General features: G+C 72.3%; 16 protein-coding genes and 1 pseudogene. 2 read left to right on the plus strand and 15 right to left on the minus strand.

Translation table 11 applies throughout. From position 1 onward, the window contains the following. Positions 1–24 precede the first annotated feature (24 nt). Genes aspS through ACIQVD_RS15265 form a run of 3 tightly spaced genes read right to left on the minus strand, consistent with a single transcriptional unit; the run spans position 25 to position 3,817 of the window. Positions 25–1,839, minus strand: coding sequence for an aspartate--tRNA ligase (aspS, locus tag ACIQVD_RS15255; protein ID WP_400689530.1), 1,815 nt, complete (start codon positions 1,837–1,839; stop codon positions 25–27). After that, positions 1,836–3,098, minus strand: a complete 1,263-nt coding sequence (gene hisS, locus ACIQVD_RS15260) for a histidine--tRNA ligase (protein ID WP_400689533.1) — start codon at positions 3,096–3,098, stop codon at positions 1,836–1,838. Before hisS ends, aspS begins: the two co-directional genes overlap by 4 nt. An 11-nt stretch (positions 3,099–3,109) precedes the next feature. Further along, positions 3,110–3,817: an MBL fold metallo-hydrolase gene (locus ACIQVD_RS15265; RefSeq protein ID WP_400689535.1), complete on the minus strand. Its 708-nt coding sequence runs from the start codon at positions 3,815–3,817 to the stop codon at positions 3,110–3,112. 222 nt (positions 3,818–4,039) lie between these two features. Here ACIQVD_RS15265 and ACIQVD_RS15270 point away from each other — a divergent pair, with 222 nt between their 5' ends. Together ACIQVD_RS15270 and ACIQVD_RS15275 are read left to right on the plus strand one after the other, a co-directional pair. Beyond that, the gene (locus tag ACIQVD_RS15270) at positions 4,040–4,792 is read left to right on the plus strand and encodes a peptidylprolyl isomerase (protein ID WP_400689538.1); all 753 of its coding nucleotides are present in this window, start codon (positions 4,040–4,042) and stop codon (positions 4,790–4,792) included. Between the two features lie 208 nt (positions 4,793–5,000). Further along, a complete protein-coding gene (locus ACIQVD_RS15275; protein WP_400689541.1) occupies positions 5,001–6,230 on the plus strand; it encodes a DUF349 domain-containing protein in 1,230 nt (409 codons plus the stop codon). Between the two features lie 103 nt (positions 6,231–6,333). On the opposite strand, the gene ACIQVD_RS15280 is transcribed toward ACIQVD_RS15275, so the two are convergent. From ACIQVD_RS15280 to pdxS, 12 genes and pseudogenes are all read right to left on the minus strand, one after another. Continuing rightward, a complete protein-coding gene (locus tag ACIQVD_RS15280; RefSeq protein ID WP_400689544.1) occupies positions 6,334–7,125 on the minus strand; it encodes a hypothetical protein in 792 nt (263 codons plus the stop codon). A gap of 97 nt (positions 7,126–7,222) precedes the next feature. Beyond that, positions 7,223–9,517 (minus strand): annotated as a pseudogene (locus ACIQVD_RS15285) (RelA/SpoT family protein); the annotation flags it as partial. A 185-nt stretch (positions 9,518–9,702) separates the two neighbouring features. Beyond that, positions 9,703–10,257 carry an adenine phosphoribosyltransferase gene (locus ACIQVD_RS15290; protein WP_400689547.1) on the minus strand — a complete coding sequence of 185 codons (555 nt, stop codon included), beginning with the start codon at positions 10,255–10,257 and terminating at the stop codon, positions 9,703–9,705. A 20-nt stretch (positions 10,258–10,277) separates the two neighbouring features. Continuing rightward, positions 10,278–11,390, minus strand: coding sequence for a protein translocase subunit SecF (gene secF / locus ACIQVD_RS15295; protein ID WP_111555886.1), 1,113 nt, complete (start codon positions 11,388–11,390; stop codon positions 10,278–10,280). A gap of 3 nt (positions 11,391–11,393) precedes the next feature. Next, a complete protein-coding gene (gene secD, locus ACIQVD_RS15300; RefSeq protein WP_400689551.1) occupies positions 11,394–13,193 on the minus strand; it encodes a protein translocase subunit SecD in 1,800 nt (599 codons plus the stop codon). A gap of 147 nt (positions 13,194–13,340) precedes the next feature. Then, positions 13,341–13,724 (minus strand): preprotein translocase subunit YajC, encoded by a 384-nt coding sequence (gene yajC, locus ACIQVD_RS15305; RefSeq protein ID WP_233533830.1) that lies wholly within the window; start codon positions 13,722–13,724, stop codon positions 13,341–13,343. A 181-nt stretch (positions 13,725–13,905) separates the two neighbouring features. Then, on the minus strand, positions 13,906–14,991 hold the full coding sequence (ruvB, locus tag ACIQVD_RS15310) for a Holliday junction branch migration DNA helicase RuvB (RefSeq protein WP_282205078.1): 1,086 nt from the start codon (positions 14,989–14,991) through the stop codon (positions 13,906–13,908). Positions 14,992–15,063: 72 nt separating this feature from the next. Then, positions 15,064–15,675, minus strand: a complete 612-nt coding sequence (ruvA, locus tag ACIQVD_RS15315) for a Holliday junction branch migration protein RuvA (RefSeq protein WP_100835289.1) — start codon at positions 15,673–15,675, stop codon at positions 15,064–15,066. A gap of 87 nt (positions 15,676–15,762) precedes the next feature. Further along, positions 15,763–16,392: a crossover junction endodeoxyribonuclease RuvC gene (gene ruvC / locus ACIQVD_RS15320; protein WP_400689556.1), complete on the minus strand. Its 630-nt coding sequence runs from the start codon at positions 16,390–16,392 to the stop codon at positions 15,763–15,765. 111 nt (positions 16,393–16,503) lie between these two features. Beyond that, positions 16,504–17,259: a YebC/PmpR family DNA-binding transcriptional regulator gene (locus ACIQVD_RS15325; protein ID WP_014134592.1), complete on the minus strand. Its 756-nt coding sequence runs from the start codon at positions 17,257–17,259 to the stop codon at positions 16,504–16,506. Between the two features lie 99 nt (positions 17,260–17,358). Beyond that, on the minus strand, positions 17,359–17,970 hold the full coding sequence (pdxT, locus tag ACIQVD_RS15330; RefSeq protein WP_100835290.1) for a pyridoxal 5'-phosphate synthase glutaminase subunit PdxT: 612 nt from the start codon (positions 17,968–17,970) through the stop codon (positions 17,359–17,361). Between the two features lie 105 nt (positions 17,971–18,075). Continuing rightward, entirely contained in the window at positions 18,076–18,987 is a 912-nt protein-coding gene (gene pdxS, locus ACIQVD_RS15335) for a pyridoxal 5'-phosphate synthase lyase subunit PdxS (protein WP_033211561.1), read from the minus strand. Between the last annotated feature and the right edge of the window lie 59 nt (positions 18,988–19,046).

A 19,046-nucleotide genomic window follows, 5' to 3' on the forward strand; every position in this document is an offset into this window, starting at 1 on the left:
CGGCGGGGCGCCCGGGGGCGGGGGTCAGGCGGTGGGCTCGGCCTCGCTCCCGGCACCGGCCTTGGCGGCGTCCTTGGCGTTGTCCTTGGCCTTGGGCTGGGCGTCCACCCCGGCCTCGCGGCGCTGGGCCGGAGTGATGGGGGTGGGGGCGCCGGTCAGCGGGTCGCCGCCGGTGGAGGTCTTCGGGAAGGCGATGACGTCCCGGATGGTGTCGTAGCCGCCCAGCAGGGTGACCACGCGGTCCAGGCCGAGCGCGATGCCGCCGTGCGGCGGCGGGCCGTAGTTGAAGGCGTCCAGCAGGAAGCCGAACTGCGCGGCGGCCTCCTCCTCGGACAGGCCGATCGCGTCGAACGCCCGCTTCTGCACGTCCCGCTGGTGGATGCGGATCGAACCGCCGCCCAGCTCCGAGCCGTTGAGCACCAGGTCGTAGGCGTTGGAGAGCGCGCTGCCCGGGTCGGTGTCGAAGGTGGCCAGCGACTCGGCGGTCGGCGCGGTGAAGGGGTGGTGCACGGCGTGCCAGCCCTGGAACTCGCCCTTGTCGTCCTCGATCGGCTCGAACATCGGGAAGTCCACGACCCAGAGGAAGGCCCACTGCGACTCGTCGATCAGCTGGCAGCGGCGGCCGATCTCCAGGCGGGCGGCGCCGAGCAGCTCCTGCGAGGGGGTCTTCTTGCCGGCCGCGAAGAACACCGCGTCGCCGGGCTTGGCGCCCGCGGCGGCGGCCAGGCCGGCCAGGTGCTCCTCGGACAGGTTCTTGGCGACCGGGCCGCGCAGCTCGCCGGTCTCGGCGTCCACCAGGACGTACGCGAGGCCGCGGGCGCCGCGGGCCTTGGCCCAGTCCTGCCAGGCGTCGAGCTGCTTGCGGGGCTGCGAGGCGCCGCCGGGCATCACGACCGCGCCGACGTACGGGGCCTGGAAGACCCGGAACTCGGTGCCCTTGAAGTACGCGGTCAGGTCGGTGAGTTCCTGGCCGAAGCGGACGTCCGGCTTGTCGGAGCCGTAGCGCGCCATCGCGTCGGCGTAGGTCAGGCGGGGCAGCGGGTTCGGGATCTCGTACCCGTGCACCTCCTTCCAGATCCGGCCGACGATCTTCTCGCCGAGGGCCAGCACGTCCTCCTGGTCGACGAAGGACGCCTCGACGTCGAGCTGGGTGAACTCGGGCTGCCGGTCGGCGCGGAAGTCCTCGTCGCGGAAGCAGCGGGCGATCTGGTAGTAGCGCTCCATGCCGGCCACCATCAGCAGCTGCTTGAACAGCTGCGGCGACTGCGGCAGGGCGTACCAGTGGCCCGGCTGGAGGCGGACCGGGACGAGGAAGTCGCGGGCGCCCTCGGGGGTGGAGCGGGTCAGGTACGGGGTCTCGATGTCGAGGTAGTCGTTCTCCTCCATCACCGTGCGGATGATGTGGTTGACCTTCGAGCGCAGCCGCAGCGCGCGGGCCGGGCCCTCGCGGCGCAGGTCGAGGTAGCGGTAGCGCAGCCGCACCTCCTCGTTGACCGAGCCGGGCTCGTACTCGGCGACCTGGAACGGCAGCGGCGCGGCCTCGGACAGCACCTCGATGGACTCCACGACGACCTCGACCGCGCCGGTCGGGATGTCCGGGTTCTCGTTGCCCTCGGGGCGGACCCGGACCTCGCCGGTCACCTTCACGCAGTACTCGGACCGCAGCCCGTGCACCGACTCCAGGTCGCGGACCACGACCTGCACGGTGCCCGAGGCGTCCCGCAGGTCGATGAAGGCCACGCCGCCGTGGTCACGGCGGCGGGCCACCCAGCCGGCCAGGGTGACGGTGGTGCCGGCGTGCTCCGCGCGGAGCGTGCCCGCGTCGTGCGTGCGGATCACAGCTGCTTCTCCTTCAGGGTGGTGACGAGCGCCGCCAGGGCGACGGGGGTCTGCTCGCCGGACTCCATGTCCTTGAGCTGGACCACGCCCTCGGCGAGGTCCCGGTCGCCCGCGATCAGGGCGTAGCGCGCACCCGACCGGTCGGCGGACTTCATGGCGTTCTTGATGCCCTTGACACCGAACGCGAGGTCGGTGGCCACCCCGGCGCGGCGCAGCTCGACCGCGGTGGCGAACAGGACGGTCTTCGCCTCCTCGCTGAGCGCGACGGCGTACACCTCGGTGCCGGCCGGCAGGTCGAGGGCGACGCCCTCGGCCTCCAGCGCCAGGAAGGTGCGGTCCACGCCGAGGGCCCAGCCGACCGAGGGCAGCGCCGGGCCGCCGATCATCTCGGACAGGCCGTCGTACCGGCCGCCGCCGCCGATCGCGGACTGGGCGCCGAGGCCGTTGTGCACGAACTCGAAGGTGGTGCGGGTGTAGTAGTCCAGGCCGCGGACCAGCTTGGGGTCGTCGGTGAACGCGACGCCCGCGCGGGTGAGCAGGTCGCGGACCTTCTCGTCGTACGCCTTGCAGTCCTCGCAGAGGAAGTCCCGCAGCATCGGGGCGTCGGCGAGCTGGGCCTGCACCGCCTCGCGCTTGTCGTCCAGCACCCGCAGCGGGTTGATCTCCGCGCGGCGGCGGGTCTCCTCGTCCAGGTCGAGGCCGGACAGGAACGCGATCAGCGCGGCGCGGTAGACCGGGCGGCACTGCCTGTCGCCGAGGCTGTTGAGCAGCAGCGCGTAGTCCGACAGGCCGAGCGAGCGGAAGGCGTCGTCGGCCAGGATGATCAACTCGGCGTCCAGGGCCGGGTCCTCGGCGCCGATCGCCTCCGCGCCGACCTGCGAGAACTGCCGGTAGCGGCCCTTCTGCATCCGCTCGTAGCGGTAGTAGTTGCCGGAGTACCAGAGCTTGACCGGCAGGTTGCCCTGCTTGTGCAGGTTGGCCTGGAGGGCGGCGCGCAGCACCGAGGCGGTGCCCTCGGGGCGCAGCGCGAGCTCGTCGCCGCCGCGGGTGGTCAGGTTGTACATCTCCTTGGTGACGATGTCGGTGGACTCCCCGACACCGCGGGAGAAGAGCTTCACGTCCTCGAAGACCGGGGTCTCGATGTAGCCGTACCCGGCCCGCCGGGCGGGGGCGGCGATCGCCTCGCGGATCGCCAGGAAGGTCGCCGAGGTGGGCGGCAGCAGGTCGTAGGTGCCCTTGGGGGCGGTGAAGGTGCTCAACTTCTCTTCCGTCACATTCCTCGTCGCGGGAAGGCCGGCGCGCCGAACGCACCGCCCGCCTGCTGGAGGTAGGGGTTGGTGGCGCGCTCTCGGCCGATGGTGGTCTGGGAGCCGTGGCCGGAGAGCACCACGGTCGCGTCGTCGAGGGGCAGGCACACCCGGGCCAGCGAGCGCATGATCGCCGCGCTGTCTCCGCCCGGGAGGTCGGTACGCCCGATGGAGCCGGCGAACAGCAGGTCGCCCGAGAAGAGCACCGGCGGGACGTCCGGTGCGGCGGGCGTCCTGAACGTCACCGACCCCCCGGTATGGCCGGGGGCGTGGTCGACGGTGAGGTGGAGCCCGGCGAGTTCCAGCACGCCGCCGTCGGTCAACTCGCGGACGTCGTCCGGCTCCCCGACGGTGATCGAGCCCATCAGCTGCTGCCCGAGCGAGCGCCCGAGCGCCTTCTCCGGGTCCGCCAGCATGTAGCGGTCCTCGGGGTGGATCCAGGCCGGTACGCCCTGCGCGCCGCAGACCGGGACCACCGAGGCGACGTGGTCGATGTGTCCGTGGGTGAGCAGCACCGCGACCGGCTTGAGCCGGTGCTCGCGGATCAACTCCTCGACGCCGTCGGCCGCTTCGTGGCCCGGGTCGACGATCACGCACTCCTCGCCGGCGGCGGGTGCGACCAGGTAGCAGTTGGTGCCCCAGGCCCCGGCGGGGAATCCGGCGACGAACACGCGAGTCCTTCGTTCATGCGGTGGCGGTCTGCTTTTCCCCCGCAGCCTACCGGCGGCACCGGGCCGCGGGCGAACCGGTTGTCCGGTGCGTTCAGGGCTTTCTCATCTCGCGCTGATCCCGTCCTGACGCGCGGGGTCCTTACACTGGGCCGCCGACGGGTGCGATGATCCGTGCACGCCAGCTCGAAGTCCCCCCACTACACATCCCAGGAGACACGTCCGGTGGTCAGCAGCGAACAGCGGCGACGGCAGCTCGCCCGTGAGAAGTACGAGCGCCAGATGCAGGCGCGCGCCGAGGCGTCCGCCAAGCGCAGGAAGCGCAACGCGATCGTCGCCGGGGTGCTGGCCGTCGTGGTGATCGGCGGCGTCTCCAGCGTCGCCGCGGGCGTGTTCGACTCGGACAAGAAGAAGGACGACAAGGCCGCCTCCGCCGCGCCGTCCCCGTCCGCCGGCGGCAAGCAGTGGGCCACCGAGCCCGCGATGTCGATCGACACCGCCGCCGCGTACACCGCGACGATGGACACCTCGGCCGGCAAGGTCACCTTCAGCCTGGACGCGGCGAAGGCCCCGCACACCGTCAACTCCTTCGTCTTCCTGGCCGGTCAGCAGTTCTGGGACGGCACCAAGTGCCACCGCCTGACCACGGAGGGCATCTACGTCCTGCAGTGCGGCGACCCGACCGGCACCGGAACGGGCGGCCCGGGCTACCAGTTCGCGGACGAGAACCTCACCGGCGCGACCTACCCGGCGGGCACCGTCGCGATGGCCAACTCCGGCGCGAACACCAACGGCAGCCAGTTCTTCCTGGTCTACAAGGACACCCAACTGCCCCCCAGCTACACCCCGTTCGGCAAGATCACCGGCGGCCTGGACGTGCTGCAGAAGATCGCCGACGCCGGTGTCCAGGGCGGCGGCGGCGACGGCGCGCCCGCCACTCCGGTCAACATCACCAGCATCACCGCCGCGAAGGGCTGACCCGCCGCGAAAATCGACCGGCGCCGGATGCGGACAGCACCGGCGCTGGTCGCCTATGTTGCTGTTGTATAGGGTGCCCAGACCGTCGGCCGTCACCCTCGGCGCGAGAACAACGGCGGCTCGGGACGGCGGGCTCCATCGGTCCGCCGCACATCAACTGTGGACGACGCTCCCGCCCGTGGGCGTGGCGTCATGTGGAGGAGGCGCTGTGAGCAGCGACCCGTGGGGCCGTGTCGACGAGCAGGGGAACGTCTACGTGAGGACGGCCGACGGCGAACGCCAGGTCGGCTCCTGGCAGGCCGGCTCCCCCGAGGAGGCCCTCGCCTACTTCGAGCGCAAGTTCCAGGGCCTGGAGGCGGAGACCGCCCTCCTGGAGCACCGGGTGCGCAAGACCGACCTGGCCGCCAAGGAGGCGCAGGCCGCGCTGGAGCACCTGCGCGCCCAGGTCGCCGAGGCGCACGCGGTCGGCGACCTGGCCGGGCTCGCCGCCCGCCTGGACACCCTGGCCGGCGAGATCGAGACCCGGCAGAGCGAGCGCAAGGCCGCCCGGGCCAAGGCCCAGGAGGAGACCCGCGCCGCCAAGGAGGCGCTGGTCGCCGAGGCCGAGCAGCTCGCCGAGTCCGACCAGTGGCGGGAGGCCGGGGACCGGCTGCGCGCCCTGGTCGACAACTGGAAGGCGCTGCCGCGGCTGGACCGCAAGAGCGACGACGAGCTGTGGCACCGCTTCTCGCACGCCCGCTCGGTCTTCTCCAAGCACCGCAAGGCGCACTTCGCGGCGCTCGACTCGGAGCGCGAATCGGCCCGTTCGGTCAAGGAGAAGCTGGTCGCCGAGGCCGAGGCGCTGTCCGGCTCCACCGAGTGGGGCCCGACGGCCGCCGCCTACCGCGACCTGATGACCCAGTGGAAGGCCGCTGGCCGCGCCCAGCGGGACGCGGAGGAGGAGCTGTGGGCCCGCTTCCGCGGCGCCCAGGACGTCTTCTTCCAGGCCAGGTCCGCCGCGTTCTCCGAGCGCGACGCCGAGCAGGGCGAGAACCAGAAGGCCAAGGAGGCGCTGCTGGTCGAGGCCGAGGCGATCCTGCCGATCACCGACCTGAAGGCCGCCAAGGCCGCGCTGCGCGAGGTCTCCGAGCGCTGGGAGGCGATCGGCCACGTCCCGCGCGACGCCCGCCCGAAGCTGGACGGCCGGCTCAACGCGGTGGAGCGCGCCGTCCGCGAGGCCGAGGAGGCCGAGTGGCAGCGCTCCAACCCGGAGGCCCGGGCCCGCGCCACCGGCATGACCGCCCTGCTGCAGGCCGCCGTCGACAAGCTCCGCGCCGACCTGGACAAGGCCCGCGCCGCGGGCAACGCGTCCCGGGCCGCCAAGCTGGAGGCCGAGCTGGAGGGCCGCCAGGCGCTGCTCGACCAGGCCCAGAAGTCGCTCCAGGAGTTCACCTCCTGACCCGGTGCCGCCGAGAGGGCCCCCGTCCGCGCCGGACGGGGGCCCTTCGCGTACGGGCCCTTCGCGTACGGGACCTCCGCGTACGGGGCCTCCGCGCGCGGGGTCACACCACCGAGGGCGAGGCGGCGGGCGACTCCAGCTGGTCCAGGTCCAGGCTCTGGTCGGGCCCGGGGGTGGCGCTGGGGACGGGGGTGCCGAACTCGCTGAACTCGACCTTCCCGGTGTCCTGCTCCAGCTCCAGCGGCACCGGCGCGCCGGTGGTGGCCACGTACAGGGTGCCGGTGCCGGAGCCGCCGCTCAGCGCGAGGGCGGGGCGGCCCTGCACGGTGGCCGGTTCGCCCCGGGTCACGCCGCTCCCCGCGCTGCCGAGCCGGTCGGCCAGCGCGGTCAGGTCGCACAGCTCGGTGATCTCGGCGAAGTCCGGGTTGTCGCTGGTGGTCCGCAGGTAGCGGTCGCCGACCCGGTCGGACATCGCCGAACCGCCGTGGGTCTGCCAGAACTCCTGGTCGGGTCTCACCCACAGCTGCGGGCCGGCCTTGACCACCTCGAAGCTGCCGACGCCGAGCTGGCCGAGCGTGCCGGTGCAGTCGCCGGCGGCGTTCAGCCGCAGGTCCACCCGGATCCGCGCGCCCTGGGTGCTCAGCGTGCCGGCCGTCCGGACCGCGCCCGCGTCCCGGAGGCCCTGCACCGCCCGCTGGAGGGCCTGGTCGGCCGGGAGCCCGGCCACCCCGTTGTCCCCGGGCGCGGAGGCCGCCGCCGCGGTGGCCGTCACCGCGCTGCCGGTGCCGCTCGCCGCCGGGCCGCCGGAGCCGCCCGAGCCGCTGCCGCAGCCGGCCACCAGCGCCGCGGCCGCCGCCGCGCCGACCGCCGCCGTCCTGAGCCGTACGCCGTGCACGCTGCCTCCCGGAAAGCCGACCGCCCCCACCCGGCCAGTGTCGGCGGGGCGGGGGCGGGCGGCGACCGGAGCGGCCGGGGGGCCGCTGGACCCGCGGCTACCTGTTGCGCGCCGAGGTGACCCGGTAGACGTCGTAGACGCCCTCGACGCCGCGCACCGCCTTGAGCACGTGGCCCAGGTGCTTGGGGTCGCCCATCTCGAAGGTGAACCGGCTCATCGCGACCCGGTCGCGGGAGGTCTGCACGGCCGCCGACAGGATGTTGACGTGCTGGTCGGAGAGCACCCGGGTGACGTCCGAGAGCAGCCGGGAGCGGTCCAGCGCCTCCACCTGGATGGCGACCAGGAACACCGAGGACTGGGTGGCCGCCCACTCGACCTCGATCATCCGCTCGGGCTGCTGCTGGAGGGACTCCACGTTGACGCAGTCCGCGCGGTGCACCGAGACGCCGTTGCCGCGGGTGATGAAGCCGACGATCGGGTCGCCGGGCACCGGGGTGCAGCAGCGCGCCAGCTTCACCCAGACGTCGTCCACGCCCTTGACGATGACGCCCGGGTCGCCCTTGGCCCGGCGGCGCATCGCGCGCGGCTGGTGCGAGGGGGTGGCGGTCTCGGCGAGGTCCTCGACCGCGCCCTCCTCGCCGCCCATCGCCTGGACCAGCTTCTGCACGATCGCCTGCGCGGCGACGTGGCCCTCGCCGATCGCCGCGTACAGCGAGGAGATGTCCGGGTAGCGCATCTCGTGGGCGAGGGTGACCAGCGAGTCCCCGGTGAGGATGCGCTGGATCGGCAGGCCCTGCTTGCGCATCGCCCGGGCGATCGCCTCCTTGCCCTGCTCGATCGCCTCCTCGCGGCGCTCCTTGGAGAACCAGGCGCGGATCTTGTTCCGGGCCCGGGGCGACTTGACGAAGCTCAGCCAGTCCCGGGACGGGCCGGCGTTCTCCGCCTTGGAGGTGAACACCTCCACCGTGTCGCCGTTCTCCAGCGTCGACTCCAGCGGCACCAGCCGGCCGTTGACCCGGGCGCCGATGCACCGGTAGCCGACCTCGGTGTGCACCGCGAACGCGAAGTCCACCGGGGTGGCCTGCGCGGGCAGCGCTATCACGTCGCCCTTCGGGGTGAAGACGAAGACCTCGTTGCTGGACAGGTCGAAGCGCAGCGACTCCAGGAACTCGCTCGGGTCCTCGGTCTCCTTCTGCCAGTCCAGCAGCTGCCGCAGCCAGGCCATCTCGTTGACCGCGTCGGCCTTGTCGTGCTGCCGCCCGTGGGTGGGGGTGTCGGTGCGCACCTTGGAGGCGCCGGCCACCGCGCGCTGCTTGTACTTCCAGTGCGCGGCGATGCCGTACTCGGCGCGGCGGTGCATGTCGAAGGTGCGGATCTGGAGTTCGACGGGCTTGCCGCCGGGGCCGATCACCGTGGTGTGCAGCGACTGGTACATGTTGAACTTGGGCATCGCGATGTAGTCCTTGAACCGCCCCGGCACCGGGTTCCACCGCGCGTGGATGGTGCCCAGCGCCGCGTAGCAGTCGCGGACGGTGTCGACCAGGACCCGGATGCCCACCAGGTCGTAGATCTCGGCGAAGTCCCGGCCCCGGACGATCATCTTCTGGTAGACCGAGTAGTAGTGCTTGGGCCGACCGGTCACCTGCGCGGTGATCCGGGCCCCGCGCAGGTCGCCCTGCACCTGGTCGATCACGGTGGCCAGGTACTCGTCGCGCTTGGGGGCGCGCTCGGCCACCAGCCGGACGATCTCGTCGTACATCTTGGGGTAGAGGATGGCGAAGGCCAGGTCCTCCAGCTCCCACTTGATGGTGTTCATGCCCAGCCGGTGCGCCAGCGGGGCGTAGATCTCCAGCGTCTCGCGGGCCTTCTTCTCCTGCTTCTCCCGCTTGAGGTAGCGCATCGTGCGCATGTTGTGCAGCCGGTCGGCGAGCTTGATCACCAGCACCCGCGGGTCCTTGGCCATCGCCACGACCATCTTGCGGACGGTCTCCGCCTGGGCGGCCTCGCCGAACTTGACCCGGTCCAGCTTGGTGACGCCGTCGACCAGCAGCGCCACCGAGCCGCCGAAGTCCTGCCGGAGCGTCTCCAGGCCGTAGTCGGTGTCCTCCACCGTGTCGTGCAGCAGGCCGGCCATCAGGGTCGGCGCGTCCATCCCCAGCTCGGCCAGGATGGTGGCCACCGCCAGCGGGTGGGTGATGTACGGGTCGCCGCTCTTGCGCTTCTGCCCGCGGTGCCACTTCTCCGCGACGGCGTACGCCCGCTCGATGTCCTTCAGCAGCCCCGGGTCGGCCTTGGGGTCGTTCGCCCGGATCGTCCGGAACAGCGGCTCCAGCACCGGGTTGACCATCGAACTGCGCTGTCCGCCCAGCCGGGCGAGCCGAGCCCGCATCCCGCCCTGCGAAGAGCGGGAACTGGCGGCAGCGGCCGTGGGCACAACCTCGTCGGGCAAGGACACTCCTACGTCGGATCAACCTTCATCGTACCGACAGTGCGCCCCCCTGCGGCGGCGCGCCCGCCTCGAACGGAGAACCGCCCGGGAACGGTCGTGTTCCCGGGCGGCCCTCGAACAGCGCGGTGTCACACCACGACGAGCGTCTCCAGCGGTGCGCCGTGCAGGTGCGCGGCGAGCTTCGCGCGCCCCGGCAGGAAGGCGAGCTCCATCAGCACCACCACGCCGACCAGTTCCGCCCCGGCCTCCTGGACCAGGTCGAGCGACGCGGCGATCGTCCCGCCGGTGGCCAGCACGTCGTCCACCACCAGCACCCGCTCGCCGGGCTCGAACGCGTCGCACTGCACCTCCAGCGTCGCCGACCCGTACTCCAGGTCGTACGAGCGGGAGAACACCTCGCCGGGCAGCTTGCCCTTCTTGCGGATCGGGACGAACCCGAGGCCCGCGGCGAACGCGGCCGGCGCGGCGAGCACGAACCCCCGCGCCTCCAGCCCGACCACCTTGGTGGCGCCGAGCTCCTTCGCCCGTCCGGCCAGCGCCCGGGTCAGCACGCCGAACGCCTCGGCGTCGGCGAGCAGGGGGGCGATGTCCTTGAACAGGACACCCGGCTTCGGGTAGTCCCGCACGTCCCGGATCCGGCTGTTGAGCAGCTCGGACAGGACGGGGTCGGTGGTGGAGGTCACGGGGGTTCCTTCGCGGGGGGTCAGCGCTTGCCGGACGGCCGGCCCTTGCCTCGGGCGCGGCCGGCCGGCTGGTTACGCTGTCCGACCATACCGGCCGGAACCTCGTCCCCGGTCACCTCCGCGCTGTCGGGGTCCTCACCCCGGGCCTCGGCCTCGGCCGCGGCCTTGGCCTCCGAGGCGCGCCGCTGGGCGACCCGCTTGGCCAGCGCCTTCATGTCCGGGGACTGCTCCTTGAGCTGCGCGAGCAGCGGGGTGGCCACGCAGATGGAGGAGTAGGCACCGGCCGCGAGGCCGATGAACAGGGCCAGCGAGATGTCGTTCAGGGTGCCGGCGCCGAGCAGGCCGCCGCCGATGAAGAGCAGCGCGGAGACCGGCAGCAGGGCCACCACCGTGGTGTTGATCGAGCGCACCAGGGTCTGGTTGAGGCCGTGGTTGGCGGCCTCGCTGTAGGTGCGGCGGGACTGCTTGGTGAGGCCCCGGGTGTTCTCCTTCACGGTGTCGAAGACGACGACCGTGTCGTAGAGCGAGTAGCCGAGGATGGTCAGGAAGCCGATCACGGTGCCCGGGGTGACCTCGAAGCCGACCAGGGCGTAGACGCCGATGGTGATCAGGAGGTCGTGGATCAGGGCGACCAGGGCGGCCACCGCCATCCGCCACTCGAAGGCGATCGCCATGTAGACGGTGACCAGCACCATGAAGACGATCAGGCCGGTCAGTGCCTTCTTGGAGATGTCGGCACCCCAGGAGGGGCCGATCACCTGGGCGTTGACGTCCTTCTCCTGGACGCCGACCGCCTCGGAGAACTCCTTGGTGAAGGTGGTCGCCGGGATCGACTCCTGGGCGCTGACCTGGATCCGGACGTCGCCCTTGTCCGTGGTCTGCACCAGGGCGGTGTGCGAGCCGATGATCCGGTCGGCGGTGTCCTTCGCCTGGGAGGCGCTCAGACCGGGCTTGTGCACGGTGTAGACCGAGCCGCCCTTGAACTCGATGCCCAGGTGCAGGCCCAGGGCCAGGCCGATGCCGGCCACCAGGACGATCACCGCGGAGATCGAGTACCAGATCTTCCGCTTGCCCACGAAGTCGAAGGAGACCTCGCCCTGGTAGAGGCGGTGACCGATGTTGCGGAGCGACATGGGTCAGACCTCCTGGGTCGTGGTGGGACGGCGGCGGGAGCCGCGCAGCGGCGGACGGGCGCCGAGCCGCTTCGGGTCCAGGCCGGACAGCGGGTGGCCGGAGGCGAAGAACTTGGTGCGGGCGAGCAGGCTGATCAGCGGCTTGGTGAACAGGAAGATCACCACGACGTCGAGCAGGGTGGTCAGGCCCAGCGTGAAGGCGAAGCCCTGCACCTTGCCGACCGACACCAGGTACAGCACCGCGGCACACAGGAAGGAGACGAAGTCCGAGACCAGGATGGTGCGCCGGGCCCGCGGCCAGGCGCGCTGCACGGCGGCCCGCAGCTGGGCGCCCTCGCGGACCTCGTCCCGGATGCGCTCGAAGTACACGATGAAGGAGTCCGCGGTGATGCCGATCGCGACGATCGCGCCGCAGACCGCGGGCAGGTTCAGCGCGAAGCCGATGCCCGCGCCCAGCAGGCTCATGATCGACCAGGTCAGGATGCCCGAGACGACCAGGCCGGCGATCGAGATCAGGCCCAGGCCGCGGTAGTAGACCAGCGAGTACGCGACCACCAGCAGCATGCCGATCAGACCGGCGATCAGGCCGGCCTTCAGCTGCTCGGAGCCGAGCTGCGGGGAGACGGTGGTGACGTCGCTCTTCACGAAGTCCAGCGGGAGCGCGCCGTAACTGAGCACGTTCGCCAGCGACTTGGCGTCGTCCGAGGTGAAGCTGCCGTTGATCACGGCGCTGCCGCCGGTGATCGACTCCTGCACGTACGGGTGGGAGACGACCTGGCCGTCCAGCACGATGGCGAACTGGTTGGCCGGGGAGGACTGGGTGGCCAGCTGGCCGGTGGTGGAGGCGAAGGCCTTGGAGCCGGCGTCGTTGAACGACAGGTCGACCATCCAGCCCTTGCCGGTCTGGGTGTCGTACACGGCCTGCGCCTTGGTGACGTCCGAGCCGTTCACCGCGACGCCGCCGAGCACGAACTTGTACCAGAGGCCCTGCTCCGCGTCGTACGAGCAGGCCAGGGCCGGCGCGGTCTGGTCGCTGGTCTGGTAGTTCTTGCGCTGCTCCTTGACCGAGCAGTCCAGCGCGGCGTACTGCTGCTGGAGCGCGGCGGTCGCGGGGTCCGGGGTGGGCGCGGCGGCCGGGTCGGCGGCGGGCGCGGAGGCGGCGGCGCCCGGGTCGGCGGCGGGCGCGGAGGCGCCGGCGCTCGCGGAGGCCGTCGGGTCGGCCTGGAGCGCGCCGGAGAGGGCGCGGCCGGCCTTGCTGGCGGACGCGGAGGCGGACGCCGGGGCGGAGGCCGCGCCGGAGGAGCCCGCAGCGGCGGAGGCACCGGCCGAGGCCGAGGCGCCCGCGCTCGGGGCGGCGGAGGCCGCGGCGTCCGGGGAGGCGGACGGGTCGGCCGGCTGCGTGGCCACGCCGGACGGCTCGGCGGCCAGCACCGGGCGGAAGTAGAGCTTGGCGGTGTCGCCGACCTTGTCGATGGACTGCTGCGTGTTACCACCGTCGGGAATGTTGACGATGATGTTGGCATTGCCCTGGGTCTGCACCTCCGCCTCGGAGACGCCCATGCCGTTGACGCGCTTCTGGATGATGCCGACCGCGGTGTTCAGATTGGTCTTGTTGACCGCGGAGGGGTCGTCCGACTTTGCGGTCAGCGTGACGCTGGTGCCACCGGCGAGGTCGATACCGAGACGGGGCTTGGTGTTGCCCGTCCCGAACATGAGGGCCACAAGGCCGACGGTGACCACCAGGATGAGCGCCAGCGCCCGTCCCGGGTATCCGTCGCGCGACCGCGACTTGGGTGTTGCCACCTTGCTCGTTTCTCCCTGTCCATGCCGCCCGGCGGCCGGCCTCCGGCCCCGCGCTGGCGGGGGCGGAAGGCGGCGGACGCACGACGGCCCAAGAGGTCCTGTTGGGCTTGCGGCGGATGCCGCTGGTCGAGGGTGCCCCCGACCGTACTACTTGCTCTCGGGAGCCTCGGCGTCGGCCTTCGCCTCGTCCTTGGACAGGCTCAGGGGCTTCTCGTCGGCATCCGCGTCGACGGCCTCCTCGGCCTCGTCCTCGACGGGGCGGCCGTTGATGATCGCGTCGTACTCGAGCGGCTCCAGGACGGCCGCGATCGCGCCCTTGGTGTAGTGGGCCACCACACCGGGGGCGACCTCCAGCTCGACCGTCTCGTCGTTGACCGCCTTCACCAGCGCGTACATGCCGCCGATGGTGCGCACTCCCGATCCCGGCTGCAGCGCGGACTGCATGGTCTGCGCCTGGGCCTGTCGCTTCTTCTGCGAGCGGAACATCAGGAAGATCGCGAGGAGCGGGAGGATGAGGATGATCAGGTTCACGGCCAGGGTCCTTTGCGGCCGCTCTCGGCGACCAGTGCGTATACGTCGGCCCGTCGGGTGAGAGGGGCGGTCCGGCGGAGTCTAGGCGACCCGCACTGAACGGACAACGCCAAGCATGCCAGTGTGCCGCCGGAAGTGGCGAGCCTTGGCATGCACATAAACTCCCGATAAGGCGGCCGAGTTATGCCTGGCCGTCGGCCCACAGCCCGTTCTGCTGCCCGCCCCGGCCCGGCCTCGGACCGCCGGGCGCCGGCGGCGGGGTCAGCCCCAGGTGCCGCCAGGCCGCCGCGGTGGCGATCCGCCCGCGCGGGGTGCGCGCCAGCAGGCCCTCCCGGACCAGGAACGGCTCGGCCACCTCCTCGACCGTCTCCGACTCCTCGCCCACCGCCACCGCCAGCGTGGACAGGCCCACCGGACCGCCGCCGAACAGCTTCAGCAGCGCCTCCAGCACCGCCCGGTCCAGCCGGTCCAGGCCGCGCGCGTCCACCTCGTAGACCTCCAGCGCCCGCGCGGCGATCTCCCGGGTGACCAGGCCGTCGTGCCGGACCTGCGCGAAATCCCTCACCCGGCGCAACAGCCGGTTGGCGATCCGCGGCGTGCCGCGCGAGCGCCCGGCGATCTCGGCCGCGCCCGCCGGGTCGATCTCCACGTCCAGCAGACCCGCCGAGCGGTGCACCACCCGTTCCAGCTCGGCCGGGGCGTAGAACTCCATGTGCCCGGTGAAGCCGAACCGGTCGCGCAGCGGCGGCGGCAGCAGCCCGGCCCGGGTGGTCGCGCCGACCAGCGTGAACGGCGGCAGCTCCAGCGGGATCGCGGTGGCGCCCGGGCCCTTGCCGACGATCACGTCGACCCGGAAGTCCTCCATCGCCATGTACAGCATCTCCTCGGCGGGCCGGGACATCCGGTGGATCTCGTCGAGGAACAGCACCTCGCCCTCGGTCAGCGAGGACAGGATCGCCGCCAGGTCGCCCGCGTGCTGGATCGCCGGGCCGGAGGTGATCCGGATCGGGGCGTTCAGCTCCGCCGCGATGATCATCGACAGGGTGGTCTTGCCCAGTCCGGGCGGGCCGCTGAGCAGCACGTGGTCCGGCGCCGCGCCGCGCTTGCGGGCCGCCTGGAGGACCAGCGAGAGCTGCTCGCGCACCCGCTCCTGCCCGATGAACTCCTCCAGCAGCTTGGGCCGCAGCGCCGCCTCCACCGCCTGGTCCTCGCCGTCGGCGGACGCCGCCAGCAGACCGTCAACGGGCTCGGGCTCGTACGGGCTCATCGGAAGACTGCTCCCCATGTCGACTTGGCGACGGATCGCCACATTGCTTTACGGCGGTTCGGCGGGCCCGGCTCAGCGGGCCCGGTTCAGCCCGCGCAGGGCGAGCCGCAGCAGCGCCCCGACGTCCGGCACCGACTGCGCCTCGGCCTCCGGCGTCACCCGGGCCACCGCCTCCTCCGCCTCCCGCGGAGCGTAGCCCAGGCCCACCAGCGCGGAGTGCAGCTGCTCGTGCCAGGGCGCCGGGCCGGAGGCCACCGGCTTCTGCGCCGGGACGGTGCCGTGCGGGGCGCCGAGCTTGTCCTTGTACTCCAGCAGCAGCTTCGCCGCCTTCGCCTTGCCGATGCCGGGCACCGCGATCAGCGCCTTCTCGTCGCCGCCCGCCACCGCCACCCGCAGCGCCTCCGGCGAGTGCACCCCGAGGATCGCCTGGGCCAGCTTCGGCCCGACCCCGGGCGCCGCCTGGAGCACCTCGAAGGTCGCCCGCTCGTCGTCGTCCGCGAACCCGAACAGCGTCAGCGAGTCCTCCCGCACCACCAGCGAGGTGGCCAGCCGGGCCACCTCCCCCACCCGCAGCCGGGCCAGCGTGGCCGGCGTGCACTGCACCGCCATCCCCACCCCGCCGACCTCCACCACGGCCACCCCGGCCCCCACCACCGCAACCGGCCCCTGCACAAAGGCGATCATGGTGAAGTCGTTCCTCTCGACGGTTCCGATTGCTTGCCGCGCCCCGCACCCGGCGGGGCGGCGGGCCTACTCGACCTCCGGGCCCCGTCAGGGGCGCGGGGAACTGCGCGAGCGGCCCGGCGCCCTGCCGTACGCCGCCCGGGGGGCGCCCGCCTGCCGCTCGGGCCCGTCCTGCTGCGCGGCGCCGTGCCAGGAGCCGCCGCCCGCGCCGTGCGCCTTGATCGCGGCGGTCAGCCGGTTGGTGGTGCCGCCGCGCCAGATGTGGCAGATCGCCAGCGCCAGGGCGTCCGCCGCGTCGGCGGGCTTGGGCGGGGCGTCCAGCCGCAGGATGCGGGTGACCATCGCGGTGACCTGGGCCTTGTCGGCCCGGCCGGAGCCGGTGACGGCGGCCTTGACCTCGCTGGGGGTGTGCAGCGTGACCGGGATGCCGCGCCTGGTCGCGCAGAGCACGGCGACGGCGGAGGCCTGCGCGGTGCCCATCACGGTGCGGACGTTGTGCTGGGCGAACACCCGCTCCACGGCGACGAGTTCGGGCGAGTACCGGTCGAGCCAGGACTCCAGGCCCTGCTCGATGGCGAGCAGCCGGGGGCCGAGCTCGTCCTCGGCCGGCGTGCGCACCACGCCGACGCCGAGCATCGCCAACTGCCGCCCGGGCAGCCCTTCGACCACCCCGACCCCGCACCTGGTCAGCCCAGGGTCCACACCCAGCACTCGCACGGCCACACCTCTCTCCGACCTGCGCAGGTTACCCCCGGCCGCCGACAACACCCCGGACACGCCGCCGCCCGGCGACCGCGAAGAGCCACCGGGCGGAGGGGGGACGGGGGATCAGGCGTCCAGCTCGGCCATGATCTCGTCGGAGACGTCGAAGTTGGCGAAGACGTTCTGCACGTCGTCGCTGTCCTCCAGCGCGTCGATCAGCTTGAAGATCTTGCGGGCGCCGTCGGCGTCCAGCTCGACCTGCATGCTGGGGACGAAGTTGGCGTCGGCGGAGTCGTAGTCGATGCCCGCGTCGACCAGCGCGGTGCGGACCGCGACCATGTCGGTGGCCTCGGACATCACCTCGAAGGCCTCGCCCAGGTCGTTGACCTCCTCGGCGCCGGCGTCCAGCACCACGTCGAGGATCTTGTCCTCGTCCACGCCGTCGGCCTTGGGGACGATCACCACGCCCTTGCGGTTGAACAGGTACGACACCGAGCCCGGGTCGGCCATGTTGCCGCCGTTGCGGGTCATCGCGACGCGCACGTCGGAGGCGGCGCGGTTGCGGTTGTCGGTGAGGCACTCGATCAGGACGGCCACGCCGTTGGGGCCGTAGCCCTCGTACATGATCGTCGAGTAGTCGGCGCCGCCGGCCTCCGCACCGGAGCCGCGCTTGACGGCCCGGTTGATGTTGTCGATCGGGACGGAGCTCTTCTTGGCCTTCTGGATGGCGTCGTAGAGCGTGGGGTTGCCGGCGGGGTCGCCGCCGCCGGTGCGGGCCGCCACCTCGATGTTCTTGATCATCTTGGCGAAGAGCTTGCCGCGCTTGGCGTCGATCGCGGCCTTCTTGTGCTTGGTGGTAGCCCACTTAGAGTGGCCGGACATCGCCAGCTCCTTTTCGTCGCCAATGGGAAATGAACAGGGGAGATCCTACCGGTGCCGCACCGTCAGGTGGCACACGGTCACCACGCCCGCGGTGGGGTCTCAGCGCCCGGCGGCCTCGACCATCCGGACGAAGTACTCGTGGACGCGGTGGTCGCCGGTCAGCTCCGGGTGGAAGGAGGTGGCCAGCAGGTTGCCCTGGCGGACCGCGACGATCCGGGCGTCCGGGCCGTCCGCGGCCGGCACCTCGGCCAGCACCTCGACGCCCGTGCCGACCGCCTCGACCCAGGGGGCGCGGATGAACACGCCGGTGACCGGGTCGCCGGGCAGGCCCGCGAACGGGATGGCGGTCTCGAAGGACTCGTTCTGCCGGCCGAAGGCGTTGCGGCGGACCGTCATGTCGATGCCGCCGACGGTCTCCTGGTCGTCCCGGCCGTCCAGGATCTTGTCGGCCAGCAGGATCATGCCCGCGCAGGTGCCGTACACCGGCATGCCGGCCGCGACCCGCTCGCGCAGCGGCGCCATCAGGCCGAACAGCACCGCCAGCTTGGAGATGGTGGTGGACTCGCCGCCGGGCATCACCAGCGCGTCGACCTCGGCCAGCTCCTCCGGGCGGCGCACCGGCCGGGCCAGCGCGTCGGCGGCGGCCAGCGCGACCAGGTGCTCGCGGACGTCGCCCTGCAGGGCCAGGACGCCGATGGTGGGGGTGCTCACGGTCTCACTACCTCTTCGTTCTCGAACCGATGATCCGGGTCGCCACGCAGCGGCCCGCCGCCCCCGGGGGCGGCGGGCCGGACGCGCGGGGCGTGCGTCGGCCGACTACCAGCCGCGGTTGGCGTAGCGCTCGGTCTCCGGCAGGGTGTCGCAGTTGATGCCGACCATGGCCTCGCCCAGGTTGCGGGAGGCGTCCGCGATGATCTTCGGGTCGTCGAAGAAGGTGGTGGCCTTCACGATGGCGGCGGCGCGCTTGGCCGGGTCGCCCGACTTGAAGATGCCGGAGCCGACGAACACGCCCTCGGCGCCGAGCTGGCGCATCAGCGCGGCGTCGGCCGGGGTGGCCACGCCGCCGGCCGAGAACAGCACGACCGGGAGCTTGCCGAGCTCGGCGACCTCGCGGACCAGCTCGTACGGGGCGCGCAGCTCCTTAGCGGCGGCGTACAGCTCGTTGTTGTCGAAGCCGCGCAGCTTGGCGATCTCGTTCTTGATCTGGCGCAGGTGGCGGACGGCCTCCACCACGTTGCCGGTGCCGGCCTCGCCCTTGGAGCGGATCATGGCCGCGCCCTCGGCGATCCGGCGCAGCGCCTCGCCCAGGTTGGTGGCGCCGCAGACGAAGGGGGTGGTGAAGGCCCACTTGTCGGAGTGGTTGACCTCGTCGGCCGGGGTGAGCACCTCGGACTCGTCGATGTAGTCGACGCCGAGCGACTGCAGGACCTGGGCCTCGACGAAGTGGCCGATCCGGGACTTGGCCATCACCGGGATGGAGACCGCGTCGATGATCTCCTCGATCATGTTCGGGTCGGACATCCGGGCCACGCCGCCGTCCTTGCGGATGTCGGCCGGAACGCGCTCCAGCGCCATGACCGCGACCGCACCGGCGTCCTCGGCGATCTTCGCCTGCTCGGCGTTGACCACGTCCATGATCACGCCGCCCTTGAGCTGCTCGGCCATGCCGCGCTTGACCCGGGCGGTGCCGACCTGGGGCTGCTCAGCGGAAGTGGGGGTGGTGGACACGTAAGACCTCACTCAGGGATGAACCGGTGCTATCGGTCTATCGTAGGCCCGGGGACACC

The organism is Kitasatospora sp. NPDC090308 (assembly GCF_044769485.1).
Classification (GTDB): Bacteria; Actinomycetota; Actinomycetes; order Streptomycetales; family Streptomycetaceae; genus Kitasatospora; species Kitasatospora fiedleri.

What these genes read in the sequence shown, in the direction of transcription:
- ACIQVD_RS15325 (WP_014134592.1), bottom strand. Translation starts at nt 17,259, where the DNA reads ATGTCCGGCCACTCTAAGTGGGCTACCACCAAGCACAAGAAGGCCGCG.
- ruvB (WP_282205078.1), bottom strand. Translation starts at nt 14,991, where the DNA reads ATGAGCCCGTACGAGCCCGAGCCCGTTGACGGTCTGCTGGCGGCGTCC.
- ruvA (WP_100835289.1), bottom strand. Translation starts at nt 15,675, where the DNA reads ATGATCGCCTTTGTGCAGGGGCCGGTTGCGGTGGTGGGGGCCGGGGTG.
- secF (WP_111555886.1), bottom strand. Translation starts at nt 11,390, where the DNA reads ATGTCGCTCCGCAACATCGGTCACCGCCTCTACCAGGGCGAGGTCTCC.